Source organism: Acidobacterium sp. S8 (assembly GCF_009765985.1).
GTDB lineage: Bacteria > Acidobacteriota > Terriglobia > Terriglobales > Acidobacteriaceae > Alloacidobacterium.
This window is the reverse complement of sequence record NZ_LMUM01000034.1, coordinates 171,207-190,591: the sequence shown is the minus strand read 5'-3', so window position 1 is coordinate 190,591 and position 19,385 is coordinate 171,207. Positions and strand designations below refer to the sequence as shown.

The 19,385-nt window shown below is 56.7% G+C and carries 11 protein-coding genes; 3 read left to right on the top strand and 8 right to left on the bottom strand.

The features are described 5' to 3' along the window. The first annotated feature begins 17 nt into the window (after positions 1-17). Together ruvB and GSQ86_RS16045 are read left to right on the top strand one after the other, a co-directional pair. Positions 18-1,049 carry a Holliday junction branch migration DNA helicase RuvB gene (gene ruvB / locus GSQ86_RS16050; protein ID WP_158750950.1) on the top strand — a complete coding sequence of 344 codons (1,032 nt, stop codon included), beginning with the start codon at positions 18-20 and terminating at the stop codon, positions 1,047-1,049. A 15-nt stretch (positions 1,050-1,064) separates the two neighbouring features. Beyond that, on the top strand, positions 1,065-1,619 hold the full coding sequence (locus GSQ86_RS16045) for a thioredoxin family protein (RefSeq protein WP_158750949.1): 555 nt from the start codon (positions 1,065-1,067) through the stop codon (positions 1,617-1,619). A 44-nt stretch (positions 1,620-1,663) separates the two neighbouring features. Here GSQ86_RS16045 and galU read toward each other — a convergent pair whose 3' ends face one another. From galU to mfd, 3 genes are all read right to left on the bottom strand, one after another. Further along, positions 1,664-2,539 (bottom strand): UTP--glucose-1-phosphate uridylyltransferase GalU, encoded by an 876-nt coding sequence (gene galU, locus GSQ86_RS16040; RefSeq protein WP_158750948.1) that lies wholly within the window; start codon positions 2,537-2,539, stop codon positions 1,664-1,666. An 85-nt stretch (positions 2,540-2,624) separates the two neighbouring features. Further along, positions 2,625-4,331 (bottom strand): DUF885 domain-containing protein, encoded by a 1,707-nt coding sequence (locus GSQ86_RS16035; RefSeq protein ID WP_158750947.1) that lies wholly within the window; start codon positions 4,329-4,331, stop codon positions 2,625-2,627. An 80-nt stretch (positions 4,332-4,411) separates the two neighbouring features. Then, positions 4,412-7,969 (bottom strand): transcription-repair coupling factor, encoded by a 3,558-nt coding sequence (gene mfd, locus GSQ86_RS16030; RefSeq protein ID WP_158750946.1) that lies wholly within the window; start codon positions 7,967-7,969, stop codon positions 4,412-4,414. Positions 7,970-8,162: 193 nt separating this feature from the next. On the opposite strand from mfd, the gene gatB reads away from it, so the two are divergent. After that, complete coding sequence (gene gatB, locus GSQ86_RS16025; protein WP_158750945.1) at positions 8,163-9,638, top strand: Asp-tRNA(Asn)/Glu-tRNA(Gln) amidotransferase subunit GatB; 1,476 nt, start codon at positions 8,163-8,165, stop codon at positions 9,636-9,638. A gap of 45 nt (positions 9,639-9,683) precedes the next feature. On the opposite strand, the gene GSQ86_RS16020 is transcribed toward gatB, so the two are convergent. From GSQ86_RS16020 to GSQ86_RS16000, 5 genes are all read right to left on the bottom strand, one after another. Continuing rightward, positions 9,684-10,115 carry a hypothetical protein gene (locus GSQ86_RS16020; RefSeq protein WP_158750944.1) on the bottom strand — a complete coding sequence of 144 codons (432 nt, stop codon included), beginning with the start codon at positions 10,113-10,115 and terminating at the stop codon, positions 9,684-9,686. Positions 10,116-10,624: 509 nt separating this feature from the next. After that, the gene (locus tag GSQ86_RS16015; protein ID WP_371720667.1) at positions 10,625-13,201 is read right to left on the bottom strand and encodes a 2-oxoglutarate dehydrogenase E1 component; all 2,577 of its coding nucleotides are present in this window, start codon (positions 13,199-13,201) and stop codon (positions 10,625-10,627) included. A gap of 164 nt (positions 13,202-13,365) precedes the next feature. Beyond that, complete coding sequence (locus GSQ86_RS16010) at positions 13,366-16,863, bottom strand: polysaccharide lyase family protein (protein WP_158750942.1); 3,498 nt, start codon at positions 16,861-16,863, stop codon at positions 13,366-13,368. A 33-nt stretch (positions 16,864-16,896) separates the two neighbouring features. Further along, positions 16,897-18,168, bottom strand: coding sequence for an MFS transporter (locus GSQ86_RS16005; protein WP_158750941.1), 1,272 nt, complete (start codon positions 18,166-18,168; stop codon positions 16,897-16,899). Between the two features lie 3 nt (positions 18,169-18,171). Further along, entirely contained in the window at positions 18,172-19,362 is a 1,191-nt protein-coding gene (locus tag GSQ86_RS16000) for a glycoside hydrolase family 27 protein (protein ID WP_158750940.1), read from the bottom strand. Between the last annotated feature and the right edge of the window lie 23 nt (positions 19,363-19,385).

Below are 19,385 nucleotides of genomic sequence, written 5' to 3'. Positions count from 1 at the left end.
TGCTACACTCCGAGTGAATGACAGCGAAAGACGATCCCGAACGCCTGGTAAGCGCCGCGCGCGCCGAAGATGAAAACAGTTTCGAGCTGAAGCTGCGTCCGCGCCGATTGCAGGAGTTCGTTGGCCAACACAAAGCCAAGGAGCAGCTGGCGATTGCGCTTGAGGCTGCCAGGAACCGCGGCGAAGCGCTCGATCATGTATTGCTCTTCGGCCCTCCCGGACTTGGAAAAACGACGCTGGCGTCCATCATCGCGAATGAATTAGATGTTGGCTTCCAGCAGACTTCCGGCCCTGCGCTGCAAATTCAAGGAGACCTGACAGCGATCCTCACCAACCTGCGTGAGCGGCAGGTGCTGTTTCTTGACGAGATCCATCGCCTGCAGCCGGTGCTTGAAGAAAAGCTCTACACTGCGCTCGAAGATTACAAGCTTGACATCATTATTGGGCAGGGCCCCGCGGCGCGTACGCACGTCATGGACATCAAGCCATTCACCTTCGTCGCTGCTACCACTCGGCCAGGGTTACTCTCGTCGCCCCTGCGTTCGCGCTTCGGCATCCTGCTGCGACTAGAGTTTTACACCGACGACGATCTGCGATTCATTGTCGAGCGGTCTGCTGAGGTGATGAATGTTCCCATCGATGAAGATGGCGCAGCCGAGATCGCCATGCGCTCGCGCGGAACTCCGCGCATCGCGAATCGCCTGCTGCGTCGGGTACGCGATTTCGCACAGGTGCGCGGCTCGGGAAAAATCGACCGCGCTACGGCAGAACAGGCGCTAAAGCTGCTTGAAGTCGACGCGCATGGCTTCGATGAACTTGATCGTCGCCTGCTGATGACGATTATCGAAAAGTACGACGGCGGGCCGGTTGGGCTAAACACCTTGGCCGCGACGCTGGCTGAAGAAGAAGATGCCCTCGAAGAAGTCTATGAGCCATTCCTGATTCAGATCGGCTTCCTCGATCGCACTCCCCGCGGGCGTGTAGCCACGCGTCTGGCTTACGAGCACTTCGGACTCCCGCAGCCGCGCAAACAGAATTCCCTCTTTTAAGAAAAGGAGAACGTAATGGCTAGAACTGAATCTGCCATGCTTCCGCTCGGCACTGCAGCGCCGGAGTTTTCACTACAAGAGGTCGTCACCGGAAAGACATTGGATCTGCAGTCGGTGCGCGGTCCCAAAGGCTTGCTCGTCATGTTCATCTGCCGTCACTGCCCCTTCGTCAAGCACCTGGAAAAAGAGTTGGCAAAACTAGGCCGCGACTACGTAGGAAAAGGCCTCGGAGTCATCGCCATCAGCAGCAATGACGCCGCAAATTATCCAGACGATGCGCCCGAAAGTCTAGCCGAGCAGGCGCGTCAGGAGGCCTTCACATTTCCCTATCTATATGACGAATCTCAGGGCGTAGCTCGCGCCTATGATGCTACCTGCACACCCGACTTTTTTCTGTTCGACAAAGATTTGAAGTTGACATACCGCGGCCAGTTTGATGACAGCCGTCCCGGTAACGGCATTCCAGTCACGGGCAGCGATTTAAGAAGCGCTGTGGATGCGCAACTGGTCGGAGAGCCAGTGGATCTGACACAAAAGCCAAGCCTCGGCTGCAATGTCAAGTGGAAATAAAAAGCCCGGCTCATAAGCCGGGCTTTCATTGCTTAATAGTAAGACTACAGGCTCAAAGACTTCAGATATTCTCTGAATTGCGGACCCAGATCATCCCGCTTTAGCGCGAAATCGACAGTAGCCTTCAGCATGCCCAATTTGTCACCGGCATCGTGACGAATTCCTTCAAAGGTATAGCCGTATACTTTTTCGCTTTCAAGCAGCATCTTGATGCCATCGGTAAGCTGCAATTCTCCGCCAGCGCCGAGCGGTGTCTTTTCCAGCAGCTCGAAAATCTTCGGTGTAAGGATATAGCGGCCAATGATGGCACTTTTCGACGGGGCGTCGGCTGGCTTGGGCTTTTCCACCATACCCTTCACGTTCATCAGACGTGGATTCTTATCAACTGCAGTTCCGTCGAGCACTCCATAGGCTGAGATAGCGGGGCCTTCCACGATCTGCGTCGCAAGAACCGAACCCTGCATCTGATCGAAGACATCCATCATCTGCTTGAGGCATGGCACGGGGGCGTCGATGACATCATCCGGCAAAATGACAGCGAATGGCTCATCGCCAACGAGATGGCGCGCCATCAGCACGGCGTGTCCCAGGCCACGTGCTTCCTTCTGACGCACGTAGGAAAGTTCGACCATGTTTGATACATTACGTGCGACAGCAAGCAAATCTTTTTTGCCGCGTCGCTCAAGATTCGCTTCCAGCTCGAAGCTCACGTCGAAGTGATCTTCGATCGCCGTCTTGCCGCGACCGGTGACAATAATAATCTGCTCGATGCCGGCGGCAAGCGCCTCTTCCACGCCATATTGAATGATGGGCTTATCGACCAGCGCCAGCATTTCCTTGGGAATGGACTTTGTGGCTGGCAGGAAGCGGGTACCAAGACCTGCTGCGGGAAAAACTGCTTTACGCACTTTCTTGTTCATGCGTGTCCTATTCTCTTTCTATTCGAGTTATCGACTACAGGTTTGGTGTGGCAGAGAGCCACCGATATATGATGCGGTTTTTTGCCTAGAGCGTTGGAGAATTATCTCCCAGCATAGCCTGTCGCACAATCTTTATTGGCGCTCCACCCTGACGCATAAATTCATCGTGAAATCTTTGCAGCGAAAAGCTGGAGCCTTCTTTCTTTTCCATATCTGCACGCAGCTTCATGATCTGGAGTTTACCCAGCGTGTAATAAAGATATGTTGGATCGGAGGTGCCGCGTTTTGTCTCGACCGTGCCAACCGAACGTGATTGGTAGCCTTCCTTCACGAAGAAACCCACAGCCTGATCGAAGGTCATCTCTCCAGTGTGCATTTTGATGCCGACAATGAAGCGTGCATCGCGCAGCAACGCGTCCTGTAGCTGTCCCAGCCTGATGAGATGGGCCTCGCGTTCGTCTTTCGCTCCCGTTCCCGGCTGACCAAAGCCTTCATCGAGCATCATCTGCTCGCAGTAATGTGCCCAGCCTTCGACATTCGTATTGGTATAGATCATCTTGCGGACTTTGCTCAACGGCGTGTTATTCGCCCACAAAAACTGCACATAGTGTCCTGGATATGCTTCGTGAACCGAGGTGCTGATGACCGTACCGACGTTGAATGCCGCCATGTGTTCGGCAATGTGCTCAGGCGTCCAGTCTTTCTCTGGCAGCGTGACATTGAAGTATGCCGTCTTCGAGTGCGTCTCAAATGGTCCGGGCGAATCCATCGAAGCCTGCGTCGTCGCACGCATAAATGGCGGCGTCTCTTCGAGCACCGGACGTACATCGGAAGGAATGGTGATGATGTGCTTTGTATTGATGAACGAAATCAGCTCATCGAAGGTATTGCGGAAACTCTGCAGCAGTTGGTCGGGAGCAGGATGGATGGTTGCCAGCTCGGCCAGGACTTCCTGAGGCGTCTTTGAAGCATCCACCTCTTTGGCAACGCGAGCGAATTCCGCCTGGTTCTTATGCATGTCTGCATAAGCGGTCTCCAGCAGTTTTGGCAGCGGCGTATCTACCATCTCGTCGTATTCCAGCTTTTTTGAGAAGGTCTCAGCACCAAGGCGAAAATCGCCATTCGAGCGTGCCAGCAGATCCTGTTTCAGCCACGACTCATAACTCTGAAGCGCCGCGATCACCGCGGCGTTTGTCTTCTTGAACTCTGCCTTAGTTGCTGGGTCTTTGGCGTCCTTGAATGCCTCGGGCACATCGTTCTCAAAGAAACTGATAATGCCGGGCAATTGCTCCAGTGCAATCTCGGTATAGATGTGGGGAGGATTCTTGAGATTTTGCTGCGCCGCCGTAAAGACTGCCGGCATCTGTTTCTCGCGGGCAATCAGCGAGCGCAGCCGGTCGTCAGCGGGAGCGAACTTGCGCTCCATCAGCACAAAGGCACTGTTGGTAATTCCGCTTGAATAGTTATCCGGATTCTTTTCCCACGGCTTAATGACCTGAAGCGTTAGCAGCTTGCTGCGAATATCGTCGAGCAACATCTGGCGGTCAGCCTGTGTCGATTGGTCCATCTGGAATGCAGGCAGGTTCTCGAACTTCTGCTCGAAATCATGCAGTGTCATGATCTGTGCATCGACGGTGGCGTGGCTGTAGTCTTCCAGTTTCGAATCGTACTGGTGGAGCCCCGCGCTGGTGCCGAATGTAGGATTGTAGGCGAAGGTCGCCTTCTCGAAATACTGGTCGGCCAAGGCGCGAAATTGGGCGTTCGCGTTCAGCCCCTGCGCAGTTGCTATCATCACGCCTCCAAATGCAAGCAAGAGAGGAATCCATTTCGTTCTCAAAACATCCTCGTTTCTATTTGTAACTATCTTTGATCTTATTTTGCTGCTGCCTGCTCCACCATCAGCTCATCGAGCAACAGGCGAATCTCCATCAACACTTCATCCGGCTTAGTCTGCGAGAGCGGGTAACGCAATACGCCCTGAGGAGTAAACTGCGCCCCGCGCTTGGCGTTTTTGGCGACAAGCTTCATCAAGCGTCCCGGATCAACGCTTGCCTGCTCAGTAAAACGAATGTGCAGCTGGTCGCGCTTTCGGTCCACTTGCGCCACGCCTACGCGCTCACATTCAGCGCGCAGTAATGCAGCTTCAAGCAGCAACTTTACGCCGTCCGGCACAGGGCCGTAGCGGTCTTCGAGCTCCGTCTGCACATCGGCGACTGCGCCTTCGGTCTGCGCTCCGGCGATCCGCTTGTAGATACGCAGGCGCTGATTTTCTTCTGTGATGTAACTCTCGTCAATGCGCAGGCTGATGCCAAGATTCAGCTGCGTTACCGGCACCTCGACACGTTCTTCGCCCTTCAACTTGGCGACTGCTTCTTCAAGCATTCCGGTATACATCTCAAAACCTACGGCTTCGATGTGGCCGCTCTGTTCGCCGCCCAGCATGTTGCCCGCACCGCGCAGCTCAAGATCGAGCGCCGCAATTTTAAAGCCCGCGCCGAGGTCGGAGAATTCTTTCAAAGCTGCCAGCCTTCGCCGCGCTATCTCTGTCAGTTCCTGCTCAGGCGGAATCAACAGATAGGAATAAGCTCGACGATTCGAGCGTCCTACACGCCCTCGCAGCTGGTACAACTCCGAAAGCCCATGCCTGTCAGAGCGATTGATAATGATGGTATTTGCCAGCGGAATATCGAGGCCGTTCTCGATGATCGTCGTCGCTACTAAGACGTCGTATTCATGGTGCATGAAAGCCAGCATGACTCTCTCAAGCTCGCTCTCGCCCATTTGTCCGTGGCCAACGGTGATGCGCGCCGCGGGCACCAGTTCCTGAATCTTGGCGGCGATTTCGTAGATGGTCTCTACGCGGTTGTGGACAAAATAAACCTGGCCGCCGCGTTCCAGCTCCACTTCGACCGCAGACCGGATCAACTTCTCGTCAAATTTCGCGACGACTGTCTGAATCGCCATGCGATCTTTAGGCGGCGTCTCGATCACGCTCATATCGCGCAGGCCAACGAGCGACATATGCAGCGTGCGCGGAATCGGCGTTGCCGACATGGCCAGCACATCGATCGATTGCCGCATCTGCTTCAATCGCTCTTTGTGGCGAACGCCGAAACGTTGCTCTTCATCCACAACCAGCAAACCGAGATCGTGAAACTTGATGTCCTTCGAAAGCAGCCGATGTGTGCCGATGAGAATATCGACCTTGCCCAGTTCCACCTGTTCGAGAATGAGCTTCTGCTCTTTCGGAGTGCGGAAGCGCGAGATCATCTCGACCGCAATGGGAAAGAGTTTGAAGCGTCTTTTGAATGTTTCGAGGTGTTGAAAACTGAGTACTGTGGTCGGCGTAAGAACGGCTACCTGCTTGCCATCCTGCACCGCTTTAAAAGCGGCGCGCATGGCAACTTCTGTTTTGCCGTAGCCCACATCGCCGCACAGAAGGCGATCCATCGGCATGTGCGATTCCATGTCGCGTTTGATGTCGTTGATCGCGTTCAGCTGGTCGTCAGTTTCGTTGTAATCGAAGGCGTCTTCGAACTCGCGCTGAAATTCGTTGTCCGGCGAAAAAGCATTTCCCTGGGCGGCCTTGCGCTGCGCGTAAAGTTTGAGCAGTTCGTCGGCCATATCCTGCATGGCCTTCTTCACGCGCGCCTTAGTCTTTGCCCATTGCTGCGAGCCGAGTCTGTTCAGAATCGGTGCAATTCCGGTTTCGCTCGAACGATATTTCTGGATCAGATCGAGCCGCGTGAGCGGCACATACAAGCGCGCCTGCTCCGCAAACTCGAGAATCATGAATTCGATATTGACGCCATCCTGGGTAATCTCTTTGAGGCCCATGTAGCGTGCAATTCCGTGCTCTACGTGAACGACGTAGTCGCCAACCGCCAGATCGCGGAAGTCGGAAACGAACGCAGCAGTTTTCGACTTTTTCGGAGCAGGCCGTGCCGTAATATCCGCTTCGTCAGAGAAATCGTTCGCGCCAAAAAGAACGAGGTTCGCCTCCGGCAGACTTACGCCATTTGCGAGTTGCGTACGAACCAGAATCGGCGTGCGCAAATCACCAGCCAGATAGCTCGACTCGTCGTAGATAGTCTCGCTGCCGGCATGCTGAATGCGGCTGCCGAGACGGTAAGGAATTTCATATTCGCGCAGCAGGTTCGCCAGCCGCTCTACCTCGCCCTGATTGGGAACGGCGAGCAGCATGCGCGTCTCCTGCTGCATCAACGTACGCACCTGCTCAATGAATGCAGGAATCGAGCCGTGAAAACGGAGCGTGGGCCGAGATGAGATCTCAATTTCGCCGAGCGTTTCGTCCTCGTCGAGCACATCCACCGCGCCGAGCTGATCGATATCGAGACCGGCGTGGGAAGCCATCTGCGCCAGCAGCAGCTCTGGTCGCATATAAATGTCCTGCGGTTCAATCAATGAGCCAATGCCGCTGCGGTCATGCCGCTGTTCGACCTTATTCCACCATCGATCGAGCTGATTTTTGATCATCGCCGGCTCTTCTACAAAGAGCGCGCATCGCGAAAAAAGATCGAGAAGCGTTTTGTCGGCTCCGGCAACGGTGGAGAAGAATTCCCACCCGGGAAAGACGCTCACGCCGCCGGCAGTGATCGACTCGGCCAGCATCTCCGGGTCATCCGCCGCATCCAACCGTGCGCCGCTTAGTCGCGCATGTACCGCAGCCAAAAGGCGCTCGGTAATCGGCGTTTCGGTCAGTGGCAGCAGCACCGCTTCATCCAATGGAGTGGAAGACCGCTGCGATTCCGGATCGAACTTGCGGATGGAGTCGATCTCATCGCCGAAGAACTCAACACGCACCGGGCGGTCGGCCTCCGGCGAATAGACATCGAGAATGCCGCCACGCCGGGTGAATTGGCCGGGCATCTCGACAATATCCAGCGCTGTATAACCCGCGCTGGCCAGATGCGTCGTCAGTTCGTCAATGTCAATCTCTTCCCCGCGCCGTAAGGTGCGCGCCAGGTCGGCGTAATATTCCGCGCCAAAGAACTTCATCGCCGCGGCTTCCACCGGGGCAATCACGATCGAAGCCGTACCAGTCGCCATCTTCCACAGGGTCGCCGCGCGCTGTTCCTGAATTTCCGGATGGGGAGAAAGATTTTCAAAAGGAAGTACGTCGTGAGCTGGTAACTTCAACACGCGTTCAGGGGCGATCGCACCCGTCAGCTCGCAGGCTGCGCGCAACGAAATCTGCAGCGTATCCGCGGCTTTGTTGTCCGCAACCACAATGACGACTGGAACATTCGCAGCTCGGGCAAAGAGCGGAAGATAAAGAGCGCGAGCCGTCGAGGTGAGGCCGGAGACACGACGACGCCCACGGGCAAGGGCGAGATGCCTTCGTGCCTGTTCAAAAGATGAGGAGTGCTCCAAGTCCGCTAAAAGTTCGCGGACGAATGGGAGGATCATGCTGTTTCAGTTTAGCGCAATCTATCTCCCGCTACGCTCTCAGGGCGGCTATTCGCATGGAATGCCCATTCACGGGAGATGCGATCAACTCCGTCCATTGAAAGAGAGCTCATTCCTCATCTGAATTCCAAAGAACTAAAAGCCAATATGCAAAGGCATCCTGAATAAGTCCGCTGCTAAAATTAAGCTATCTATGGCTACTACCGCGAGCTTGTCGCCAGAGGTTCTGGCGAAGTACGAACCGGTCATCGGACTTGAAGTCCATGTGCAGTTGCTGACCAACACCAAGGCCTTTTGCGGCTGCTCGAATCAGTTCGGCGCGCCTCCCAATACGCATGTCTGCCCGGTGTGCCTGGGTCTTCCAGGGGCTTTGCCCGTTCTCAACGAGCGAGCCGTTGAGTTTGCCACACTCGCGGCGCTGGCGATTAACTGCGAGGTCCGCGAGCGCTCCATCTTCGCCCGCAAAAACTATTTCTATCCCGATCTGCCCAAGGGCTACCAGATTTCGCAGTTCGATAAGCCTCTAGCCAAGAATGGCTGGATTGAAGTGCCTACGCCCGAGGGCACCAAACGCATCGGGATCACCCGTCTGCACATGGAAGAGGATGCAGGCAAGAGCATCCACGATGGGTTCGCCGACTCGGCGACGCGCACTTACGTCGATCTGAACCGCTGCGGCACACCTCTGATCGAGATTGTCAGCGAGCCCGATATCCGCACGCCGGAGGAAGCTTACGAATATCTCACGCGTCTCAAAGAAATCCTGCTTTACACCGCTGTCAGCGATTGCAACATGGAAGAAGGCTCGCTGCGCTGCGACGCGAACGTGAGCGTGCGTCCGCGTGGACAGGAAAAGTTCGGCACCAAGGCCGAAGTCAAGAACGTCAACAGCTTCCGCTTTATCCGTTCTGCGCTCGAATATGAAATCGAACGCCAGATCGAAGTGATTGAGAGCGGCGGTCGCGTTATACAGGAAACGCGCCTGTGGAACGCGCATGAAGGCCGCACGTATTCCATGCGCTCGAAGGAGCAGGCGCACGATTACCGCTACTTCCCCGAGCCGGATCTTCCACCGCTCATCGTCACTGCTGAGCGCAGAGCGGAGATCGCAAAGCAGATGCCGGAGCTGCCGGAGGCGCGCCGCGCCCGCATGGTCGCCGAGTACGAAATCTCCGAGCAGGACGCACAGACGCTCACCGCGACACAGGCTTTCGCTGACCAGTTTGAAGCTGCGGCCAAGGCGGCGAAGAGCCCGAAGCGCGTGGCCAATCTTGTGCAGAGCGAGCTCACCAGCCGGCTCAAGCTAAAAGGCCTGGAACTCGAAGAGTCGCCGATCACGATGAAAGGTATTGCATTCGCCGCCGATCTCGCCGAAGAAGGCAAGCTTTCGAGCAAGCAGCTCAAGCAGCTCTTCGACGCGGCATTTGAGAACGGCGAGGATTTCGCCATTGTTTACGAGCGCGAAAAGCCGCAGCAGATCACCGATCCGGCCGCGATCGAGAAGATGATCGACGAGATCATCGCCGCCAATCCAAAGCAGGTCGAGCAATATCGCGGCGGCAAGAAGACGGTCGCGGCCTTCTTCGTTGGCCAGGTGATGAAGCTGTCAAAGGGACAGGCAAATCCGGCGCTTCTGAACGAGCTGGTGACAAAGAAGCTGGACAGCTAGTTCCTCTGCGACTTTCTCACGGTTTACAGGAAGGCTTTCCTTTGATCAGGCTTCGACGAGGGGTCCGACTTCTTCGCCTTCGGGAGTGAGTTCGAGGGTGCGGACGGGATGCAGATTGCCGATGTCGTCGTATTTGCTGCAGTTGGCGGAGGCGATCTGGAGGCCGTAGAGGAGAAGACTGGCGCGCTTGGTGTCGATCTGGTTAGCTGCGAGGGCGCGGAGAATGTCGGTAATCACAAGCTGGATGGCGCTGCGGTCTTCGAGCATCGGCAAGGTGAGGGTCGCGGCGGATGGAGCGGGTGCGGTGGCCCCGTTGGCGACGGCTTCGGCCGGCGTGATGGTGGATTGGCTGCTGCGTCGAGTCTGAAGGTGGAAGTAGCAGAAGCGGTGTCCGCGGATGGCAATGGCTTCGCATTTTCTTCCGCTGGGACGAACGTGCTGGCATTCGTAGTCGCTGACGCTCTGTCTGGCAGGCATGGGTATCCTCCCCCTCCCCCCCGGGTGGGTGGGCTGGTTGTGTTTGTTTTCAATAGTTTACGGGGGATGATCCCCCGCTATGCTGCTGATTCTGCTCGGGTTAGGTAGGTTCTAGTTTTCAATGACTTACGGGAGGGTCCCCGTTTTCTCCTGAAAATGAAAAACGCCCGCGCTAGCGGCGTTTGTTTTCTCTCTACTTCTATTTTAGCAGTTTGAGGGGAAATAGACTGCCAAATTTGTTTGGTGTGTAAGCGTTTTAGATTGTCTGGATTAGATCGGCAGAAACGGCCAAGGGGGCTTGACAAGTTAAAGCCCGGGCCTAAAGGCCCACACCTTGCGAGATGCTTATGCTGCGACTCTCGCTTGGATGACGGCATCTATAAACATCGGCCGCGGTCCAGAAGTGAGCGCCCATTGAAAATGAAAAAGCCCCAGTTTTTACTGGGGCTTTTTCGTTTGCCCCGGACGGCCAGTCCGCCGCCGGAGGCATTGTTGTTTCTGGGCCAGCCTTACTTGCTGGCTTTCTCCTGTAGCCCGGAGCTGAGTGCCAGCTCGATGAGCGTCTTTTGCTCCATTTCATGCGCTTTGGCTGAACCGGTGGCCGGGCTTGCTGCTGCTGACCGCTTGATGCTCAGCACCTGGCGGTCGCGGGCGAGCCGCTTGAGCCGCGGCATGACAAAAGAGAGAGCGCCCATGTTCTCCGGTTCTTCCTGCACCCAGATCACTTCGTGCGCCTCGGGGTGCGCCTGGATGGCGGCTTCGAGCTCGGCCTCGGGCCACGGATAGAGCTGCTCGAGGAAGATGATGCCCGTCGACGTGTCCTTGCGCTTTTCGCGCTCGACACGCAGCTCGTGGCCGATCTTTCCGGTGCAGACGAGCAGGCGCTTTGCGCTTGGGATTTCCGTCTCCGGCAGCACGTTGAGGAAGTGAGGCTGCGCGAAATCTTCGATGGACGAGACCGCATCGGGATGGCGCAGCATGCTCTTGGGTGTGAAGACGATGAGCGGCTTGCGCCACTTGCGCATGGCCTGACGCCGCAGCAGATGGAAGTACTGCGCGGCCGTGGAAGGCTGGCAGATCTGCATATTGTCGTGCGCTGCGAGCTGCAGATAGCGCTCGACGCGGGCGCTTGAATGCTCGGGGCCCTGGCCTTCATAGCCGTGCGGCAGGAGGACGACGACGCCGCCGAGCAATCCCCACTTGTCTTCGCCGGAAGAGATGAACTGATCGATGATGATCTGCGCGCCGTTGGCGAAGTCGCCGAACTGCGCTTCCCACATGATCAGCTTTTCCGGGTAGTCGCGGCTGTAGCCGTACTCGTAGCCAAGCACTCCGGCCTCGGAAAGGATGGAGTTGTAGACTTCGAACTCGGCCCGTCCATCGGCGAGATGGTTGAGCGGAATGTGCGTCTCTTCGTTCTCGATATCGATGAGAACGCTGTGGCGATGGTTGAAGGTTCCGCGCTGGCTGTCCTGTCCGGTGAGGCGCACCGGCGTGCCCTGCGTGAGCAGTGAGCCGATAGCGACCGCTTCGGCCATGCCGTAGTCGAAGGGCTTTTTGCCTTCGCCCATTTCGGCGCGCTGTTCGAGCAGCTTCTTGATCTTGGGATGGACATGGAAGTTTGCCGGATATTTCGTGAGACCGAGAGCAATCTTGCCGACTTCCTCAGGGGTGAGGCCGGTTTCGACTTCATATTCCGGCTTGTATTTGCCGCCTGCATAGGCCGACCAGTAATCGGGCAGCTGTGCGAGCGTCGGCATCTTCTTCATTGACTTAGCGGCACGCTGCGCCTCGGCGAAGCCGGTCTGCAGTTCCTTGACGCGTCCGGCGATGTCGGCGCCCAGCTTCTTCGCGTAAATCTCGTAGAGCGGAGGATGATCCTTGATCCTAGCGTAACGCAAGGGCTGCGTAATCGTCGGATCGTCGACTTCGCTGTGTCCGTGACGGCGATAGCCGATGAGGTCGATGACAACATCGCTCTTGAAGGTGTAGCGGTATTCGATGGCCAACGCTGCGATGCGTACGACTGCGTCAGGGTCTTCCGCGTTGACGTGGAAGATGGGAATGGGCATGCGCTTCGCCAAATCGGAGGCAAAGCGCGACGAGTTCGATTCGTCTGGCTCGGCGGTGAAGCCGATGAGGTTGTTGGCGATGATGTGAATGCCGCCGCCGACGGTGAAGCCATCAATCGAGCCGAGGTTCAGTGTTTCGGCCCAGATGCCCTGTCCGGCAAAGGCTGCGTCGCCGTGAATGACGATCGGGAGCACGCGGTCCTGGCCATCTTTGCCATAGCGTGCCTGCTTGGCGCGGGTGCGACCCATGGCTACGGGATCGACGGCTTCGAGATGGCTGGGGTTCGAGACCAGATGCAGGGCGACAGATTTGTTGTTGCGGGTGGCGTAATCGCCGGTGGCGCCTACGTGGTACTTCACGTCGCCGCCGCCGAGGATGCTGCGCGGGTCCACATCTTCAAACTTGGAAAAAATATCGGCAGGCGATTTGCCGAAGGTGTTCACCATGACGCTGAGGCGTCCGCGATGGCTCATACCGATGACGGCTTTTTCTGCGCCCAGCTCGCTTGAGCGATTCAACAGCTCGTCAAGAAAGGGGATGAGCGCGGTGACGCCTTCGAGCGAGAATCGCTTGGTGCCGAGATAGCGCGACTGGATGACCTGCTCGAAGACGTCGGCTTTGATGAGCAGGTCGAGAATTCTTGTTTGATCGACGTCTTGAGCCGGCGTCTCCAGCCGATCGGCGATCCATTGGCGGCGCTCGCGGCTGGCAATGTGCATGAACTCCGCCGCAATGGTGCCGCAATAATAGCTGCGGGCTTCGTCGGCGTCGTCGCCTTCAAGATCAAGTTCGGGGATTGGCTCGGCGGGGAGGTATTGGCCTAAGGGATCAAGCTGCGCCTGAAGGTAGCCCCAGCGGCGAAAGGCGTCGAAAACTTGTTCCCTGCTCTGCAGTTGCTCCTGCAGATCACTATGTGTCGGTTCCAGCTTGGTAGCACTCATAAATAATTGATTCCGGTGGATGCTGCCGGTCGAGGTCCGCGCTTTCGCGTAATGCGAGGCAGGCAGCGCCACTCAGGCCTCACAGGGCCTTCAGCGGAGACAGCTTGTCGTGGTGTAAATACGCGAGAGATGACCAGACATTTCATCGTCACTCTTATTTTACTGTTTCTCGGCAATACAAGTCGAAAGGCGCGCCGATTGGGAACGAAATCAGCGCGCCAAACCCGCATTGGGAATTATTCGGTCGGCGCCCGGAGCAGAGGATCGCCGCTAAGCCGAATGGTGACAATCTCATGCGGATGCACCTCGACTTTGAATCCATTTTGATCCCGCGCGGTCAGTTCTTTCTGGTTGCGCTCGACCGCGTCCGTTTCCCAGACTTTATGGATGGCGAGCAGCGGCGTTTTGACGGAGACCGTGCGCGTTGCCCCGCCCAGGTCGATCAGGCGCAGGATGGTGCCGTCGCCATCCTCGGCAGGCTTCCAGGTATCGAGCACCAGGTTGGGATCGTCGATGGTGAGGAAGCCCGCCTGCTTGCCGTCAAGCGGGCGGGGCAGGTCGAGTGCTTTATCCTGCGAGCGGATTTCGTCCACTTCGAGCGGCGTCATCTCCTGCCATCCCACACGGCTCAGCGCGGTCGCATCGGTCGATGGGGCGCTGGTGATCACGAAGCGGAAGCGGAAGTCTCCGCCCTGCGCGGCGCGATAATTCGTGTGCCAGTAATTGTTCATGGCATAGGCGAAGATGCTGCCGGGGCGCGAGCCGAACTCGGTTGGCCATGCTCCGCGGTTGATGTCGCCCAGCGTGATCAGCGGCGTATCGAGCGGCATCACGGTTCCGGATGCGCCGTCTTGTTGTACCGAGACCCAATGCTGGATCGAGAACCACTCGTGTCCGGCGCCGGGATACATGTCCTTTGACGGATCGACGACGCCGTTTTGAATTTCGTACTGAAATTGCGGATGGCTCATGGCGAAGGGGAAAGCGAAGTAGACCGCTTCTTTTGTCAGCGCTTCTTTCTTGTTTACGTCTTCGAGGAACTCAATTTTCTTTTCGTTCTCGAAGAGGCGGATTTCGCTGATGATTTTTGGGGTGTTTTCAGCGGAGCTTTCGATGTGCGCGCTCCATCCGTAAGCTGTATGTTCTACCGATACGAGATGGCCTTGCCCGGCGGTGTGAACCTGCAGCTCGGGTTTTGGCGAGACCACGCGGTATTGGAGGACGCTGTTCGGCTCCTTATCGCCGCCGCTCACGTAGAGATATTGCCCGAAGCGGTATGGACTGCTCTGATCTACTAATTCTTTTTGCAGCTGCTTGTCGTAGACGCTTCGCAGGGCGCCGGTAGAGGGATCGAGTTCTATGCGATAGTACGGGCTTTCGAGAGTTGTATTGCTGCCCGATTTTGCTTCGGTCGCGGGAGCAGAAGATTGACGAAGCGAATAGACCTTGTATCCGACGGCTGGCACGTCTTTGGCGACAAATTCGACGCGGCGGAAGTTCGGGCCTTCATGCACCACTGTGCTGGATACTGGTTGGTCTGTCGTGCGATCGACAATCTCATAACCTTTGTCAAGATCGAAGCCGACAACGTCATCCCGCTTCCAGTTAAGCGGATTGAAGACAATGACACTGCCAACGCCTGCAGCGATGGAGTCGGCGATGCTGGCCATGCTGCCGCGCAACAGATGATCGCGCAATTCGGCAGCGGTGGTGGCGCGTGAGTCTTTTACGCGTAGCTGTTCGGTAGCTTCGCGACTATCCGGATCGGAGACGCTGTTCCATGAGAGCCAGGTGTGCTCATCCATGAGCACCATGTTGTTCCACATCTTGCCGAGAGCATCGTGATCGACGGCGATGCGCGGATTCACGAGCGAGCTGATGGTGGCCAGCTTCTCTGCCGATGGACCACGGCTTTCGTTCTCGCGCTCGATTGCGGCGTAGAAGGCATCGGAGCCGATTCCATCTTCCCAGTAGGGTCCGCCATCTCCGCGAACGGTTGGAATCTGATCGCCGAACTGCTTTGCGATTTCAGCGAGAGCATCATGGAAGCCGGAGTATTGAATGCGCGGATAGGCATAGAGCGCATTCCATTGATCGGCCAGTTCTGCCTGTTGCGGAAAGAGGTCGGTGTTCTCGACCTGCGTGCCAAAGAGAATCGCAGCGTGCGCCTGATAATTCGGACGCCGATACATCTGCAGAAACAGCGGCACAACTTCTTCGCCAGTCTGCGGCAGCGGTGGCAGGCCAAACATGAACTGCATCTGCATGTAATGCCGCGAATACCAGAAGAGCACTTTCTTTCCGTCAGGGCCTTCCCAGTACATGGGCGAATTCTCATTCAAGTGCCCTTGCAGCAGCACCGGCGCGCGATCGTTGTTGCTTCCAGCAAGAAAATATTGAATGCCTGCCGCAGCCAGCACTGACGCATAGGACCACGAATAAGAAGGCACGTCAGTGATGTTGGCGTAGTTGAGCGGCGTGCCGTGCTCGCGGCTGAAATTCGCGCTGGGATAGAGCGAGCGGATGAGCGTCTCCGCCGTGGGAAAGCCGGTGAGCACGTTGGCATATTGCGCCGGGATATAGAGTTGCTCGTGCTGGATCGCTTGAATGACTCGTTGCTGTTCCTGCGGCGTGCGCGTTTTGAGATATTGTTCCAGGTTCCATGAGCCGTCGGTGCTAAAGCGGAAGGCAGGATGCTTCGCGGTCAGATCCATGGCCTCATCGAGAATGCGGCTTTGGATGGTAGCGACCTTTGCCTGGTAATCGGTATAGCCCACATCAAGATGAACGTGTGGGACCAGAAAGAGCGTCCACTTCTTTTGCGGATTGAGAGTTTCCTGGAAGTGCGCGGTGCGTCCGCTCAGGTTTACTGTGAGGCTGGCTCGGGTGTTCGCAGGAAACTCGGGCACTGGCAACTGAATGCGCTCCTCGCCAAAATCCTGATCGGCGCGCAAAGGCGCCTGGAAGTGCCGTCCTGCGATTTCCAGATCAACTTTTCCCGACTGCGGGCGCTGGCCGTAGCGGACAAAGACATCTACCTGCTCAGTCAGTGAGTTCTCGTGTTGTCGGTAGAAGATCGTCGGTTCTATATGCGCGCTTGGCGCAGACGATGCTGCTGTCGATGGGTCGAGCTCAATCGCGTCATAATTGAATCCCGCGTCGGGAACTCCTTTCTCGGCGGTGGCTACAGCCTGCAGGGAGATGGAATTTGTGCCCGAATGAAGATAATTTCCGGGAAAATCAAATTCGACGGTCGCGTGGCCGTACGCGGAGAAGAATGCGGCCATCGTGTCGCCCATGCTGTAGTCCAGCTCAGGGTGCAGATAGAAGGTGCCGGTTCGGCCATTAATCGCCACGCGCAAGGCGGGCACGCTGGAGTGTTCGATAAGAAGCGAGACACGCAGACGATATCCGGACGCTGGCTTTTCCGGCATGGAAAACTGGATGGTACGTGGCGCCGAAGAGGGCTCCACATGGCCGGCAGGAAAGGCTGACGGAGCAAAGCCGTACCAGCTTTTTTCCGTCTGGTCGCGGCCGATAACGAATGTGGACGGCTGGCTGGGTGCGCCGTCAGCAAATTCAGCGGAGGAGCGATCGAATATTCCAATGCGCCATACCGGTTTTTGAGTTTGCGCGGTGCCTGGCGGGGCTGAGAGAACGGACAGAATAAGGATGAGGGTAAAAGATCCGGCTGATAGCCTTGCCTTTTGGTATCGATTCCATTGCAGCATCATCGTGATTCGTGCCTCTTATCGTTACAAATTGATTCAGATTGCGCGCAGCCGGGCTGCGACGAGAGCCGCCAGCAAGAGCAATCCTGCGGCCGTCAGCAAAGCGGCGTGAAAGTTGTGAGTGGCATCGCTGACCGCGCCCATCAAGTACGGGCCACAGAAGCCGCCCAGACCTCCGACGGAATTAATGATAGCGATGCCGCCCGCGGCTGCCGTTCCCCGCAGCATGCTCGTGGGCATGGACCAGAACGGCCCGAAGCCGCCCCAGATTCCAGCTGTGGCAAGAGATAACGATGCCATCGCCAGCCAGGGATTGGCAAGCCATGCGCTCAAGATAAAGCCCAGCATTGCGGCGATCAGACTCGCAACCAGATACCAGCGCCGCTTCTGCCGCTTGTCCGAACTATGCGCGATCCAGAGCATTGCGATTGTAGCTGCAAGATAAGGAACGGCCGTGAGCAGAATGACGCGGGCATCGGAAGCATGCGATATCTGCTTGAGCACCACCGGCAGCCATAAGCTGAGGCTGTAAAGCCCCACAGAGATGGCGAAATAGATAAACGCCAGCCGCCAGAGCATCGAGTTCCGCCATACGTCACGCAAGTGCATGGAGTGCTTGTCAGGAATGTTCGCCTGCTCGGATGTCAGCGTTTCGATGAGCCAATTGCGCTCGTCTGCACTGAGCCAGCTTGCCTCATGCGGTGTATCGGTCAATACCCAGAAGACCAGCGTGCCAAGCAGAATGGAAGGCACACCTTCGCCAACGAAGAGCCACTTCCATCCGGCGATGCCGGCCACTCCATCGAGCCGAAACAGTAGATTCGAAAGCGGCGCACCAATCACGCCTGCGATCGCTGTCGCCGCCATAAAACGCGCAACAGCCCGCGCCCGTTGCTGCTTTGGAAACCAGTATGTGAGATAGAGAACAATGCCCGGGAAGAAACCGGCCTCGGCGGCGCCAAGAAGAAATCTCAGCAGATAAAACTGAAAAGGCGTATGCACGAGCGGCATGCTGGCTGAAATCACGCCCCAAATTGCCATCAGCAGGCCAATCCAACGGCGTGGTCCGACGCGCAGCAGAATCAGGTTGCTTGGTACCTCAAACAGCGCATAGCTCAAAAAAAACAGTCCCGCGCCGGTGCCGTAGACCGTATCGCTGAAGCTGAGTTCGCGCCGGATAAAGAGTGCCGCGTATCCGACGTTGACACGATCGAGATACGCGAACACATAAAGCGCAAAGAGAAAAGGCATCAATCGGCGAGAGACGCGGGAAAGCGTCCTCGCCGAAAGTTCTTCTGTTGTTTCCATTTGCTACTGGCTGACTTTGAGCAGCACCGTTCCGTGTTTCGGAATCAGCACCGTGTAGCTGCCATTCGTGGCCGTGACTTCCTTGCCCGCCCACAGATCGCGCAGCTTCGCATTGTTGCCGAAGCCCACGTCTTTGAGCTTGAGCGTGATAGGCCGTGCTGATTCCGCCCGATTGAAGAGCGCAACAGCCTTAGCTCCGCCGGAGAGCGGCTTTGCCCATACTTCACTCGGACCTTCTGCCCAGACGCGATCGCCCTGCTTGCCGAGTGCGTCCTGGTCGACGGCAATGACTTCTTTATTGGTGAGAATCGCCAGCGTCTCGGGGCTCATCTTGCTCAGGTCGTTTCCGGCGAGGAGCGGCGAAGCCAGAATCGCCCACAGCGTCATGTGCAGATGGTATTCGTCGTCGGTCATGCCGCCGTTGCCGACTTCGAGCATGTCAGGATCGTTCCAGTGTCCCGGCCCAGCGTACTTTGAGAGCCCGGCCTGCGAGAAGCCGATCTGTTCCATGCGCGTGTAGTGATCGTTGATGTCGCCGGTGGTACGCCACAGGTTGCCGCCCACCTCGGTTCCCCACTCCCACACATTGTTCAAACCGTATTGGCACATGCTGAAAACAATCGGGCGACCGGTGGCTTTAAGAGCCTTGTACATCTTGTCGTAAGAGTCCTTCTGCATGGCAAAAGCTTTTTCGTGATCGTTGCCCGCTTCCTGTTGAATGATTTTGCCGTAGCTGCACTGGTCGTACTTCAGGTAATCGATGCCCCATGCTGCATAGGTTTTGGCATCCTGCTCTTCATGCTGATAGCTACCTTCGTATTTGCCGCAGGTCTGCGGTCCAGGCGAAGAGTAGATGCCCAGTTTCAGGCCCTTCGAGTGCACATAATCAGACAGGGCCTTCATGTCGGGAAATTTTTTGTTCGTCTGGATGTTGCCCTGGGCGTCGCGCCCAGCTTCCCAAGAGTCATCGATATTCACGTAAATATAGCCTGCATCTCGCATGCCGCTGGAGACCAGGGCATCCGCTGCGCCGCGAACATCGGCATCCGTCACCCTCGTGGCGAAATGGTTCCAGCTATTCCAGCCCATTGGCGGGGTCGCGGCAAGTTGTGAGGATTGCGCGATGGCGGCGGCCGGAGCGGCCAGCATGCACAGCGAGAGAACCCAGGATGCAGATATATTCCTACGAGACATTTCTTTTGACTTCTCCTTCAGAG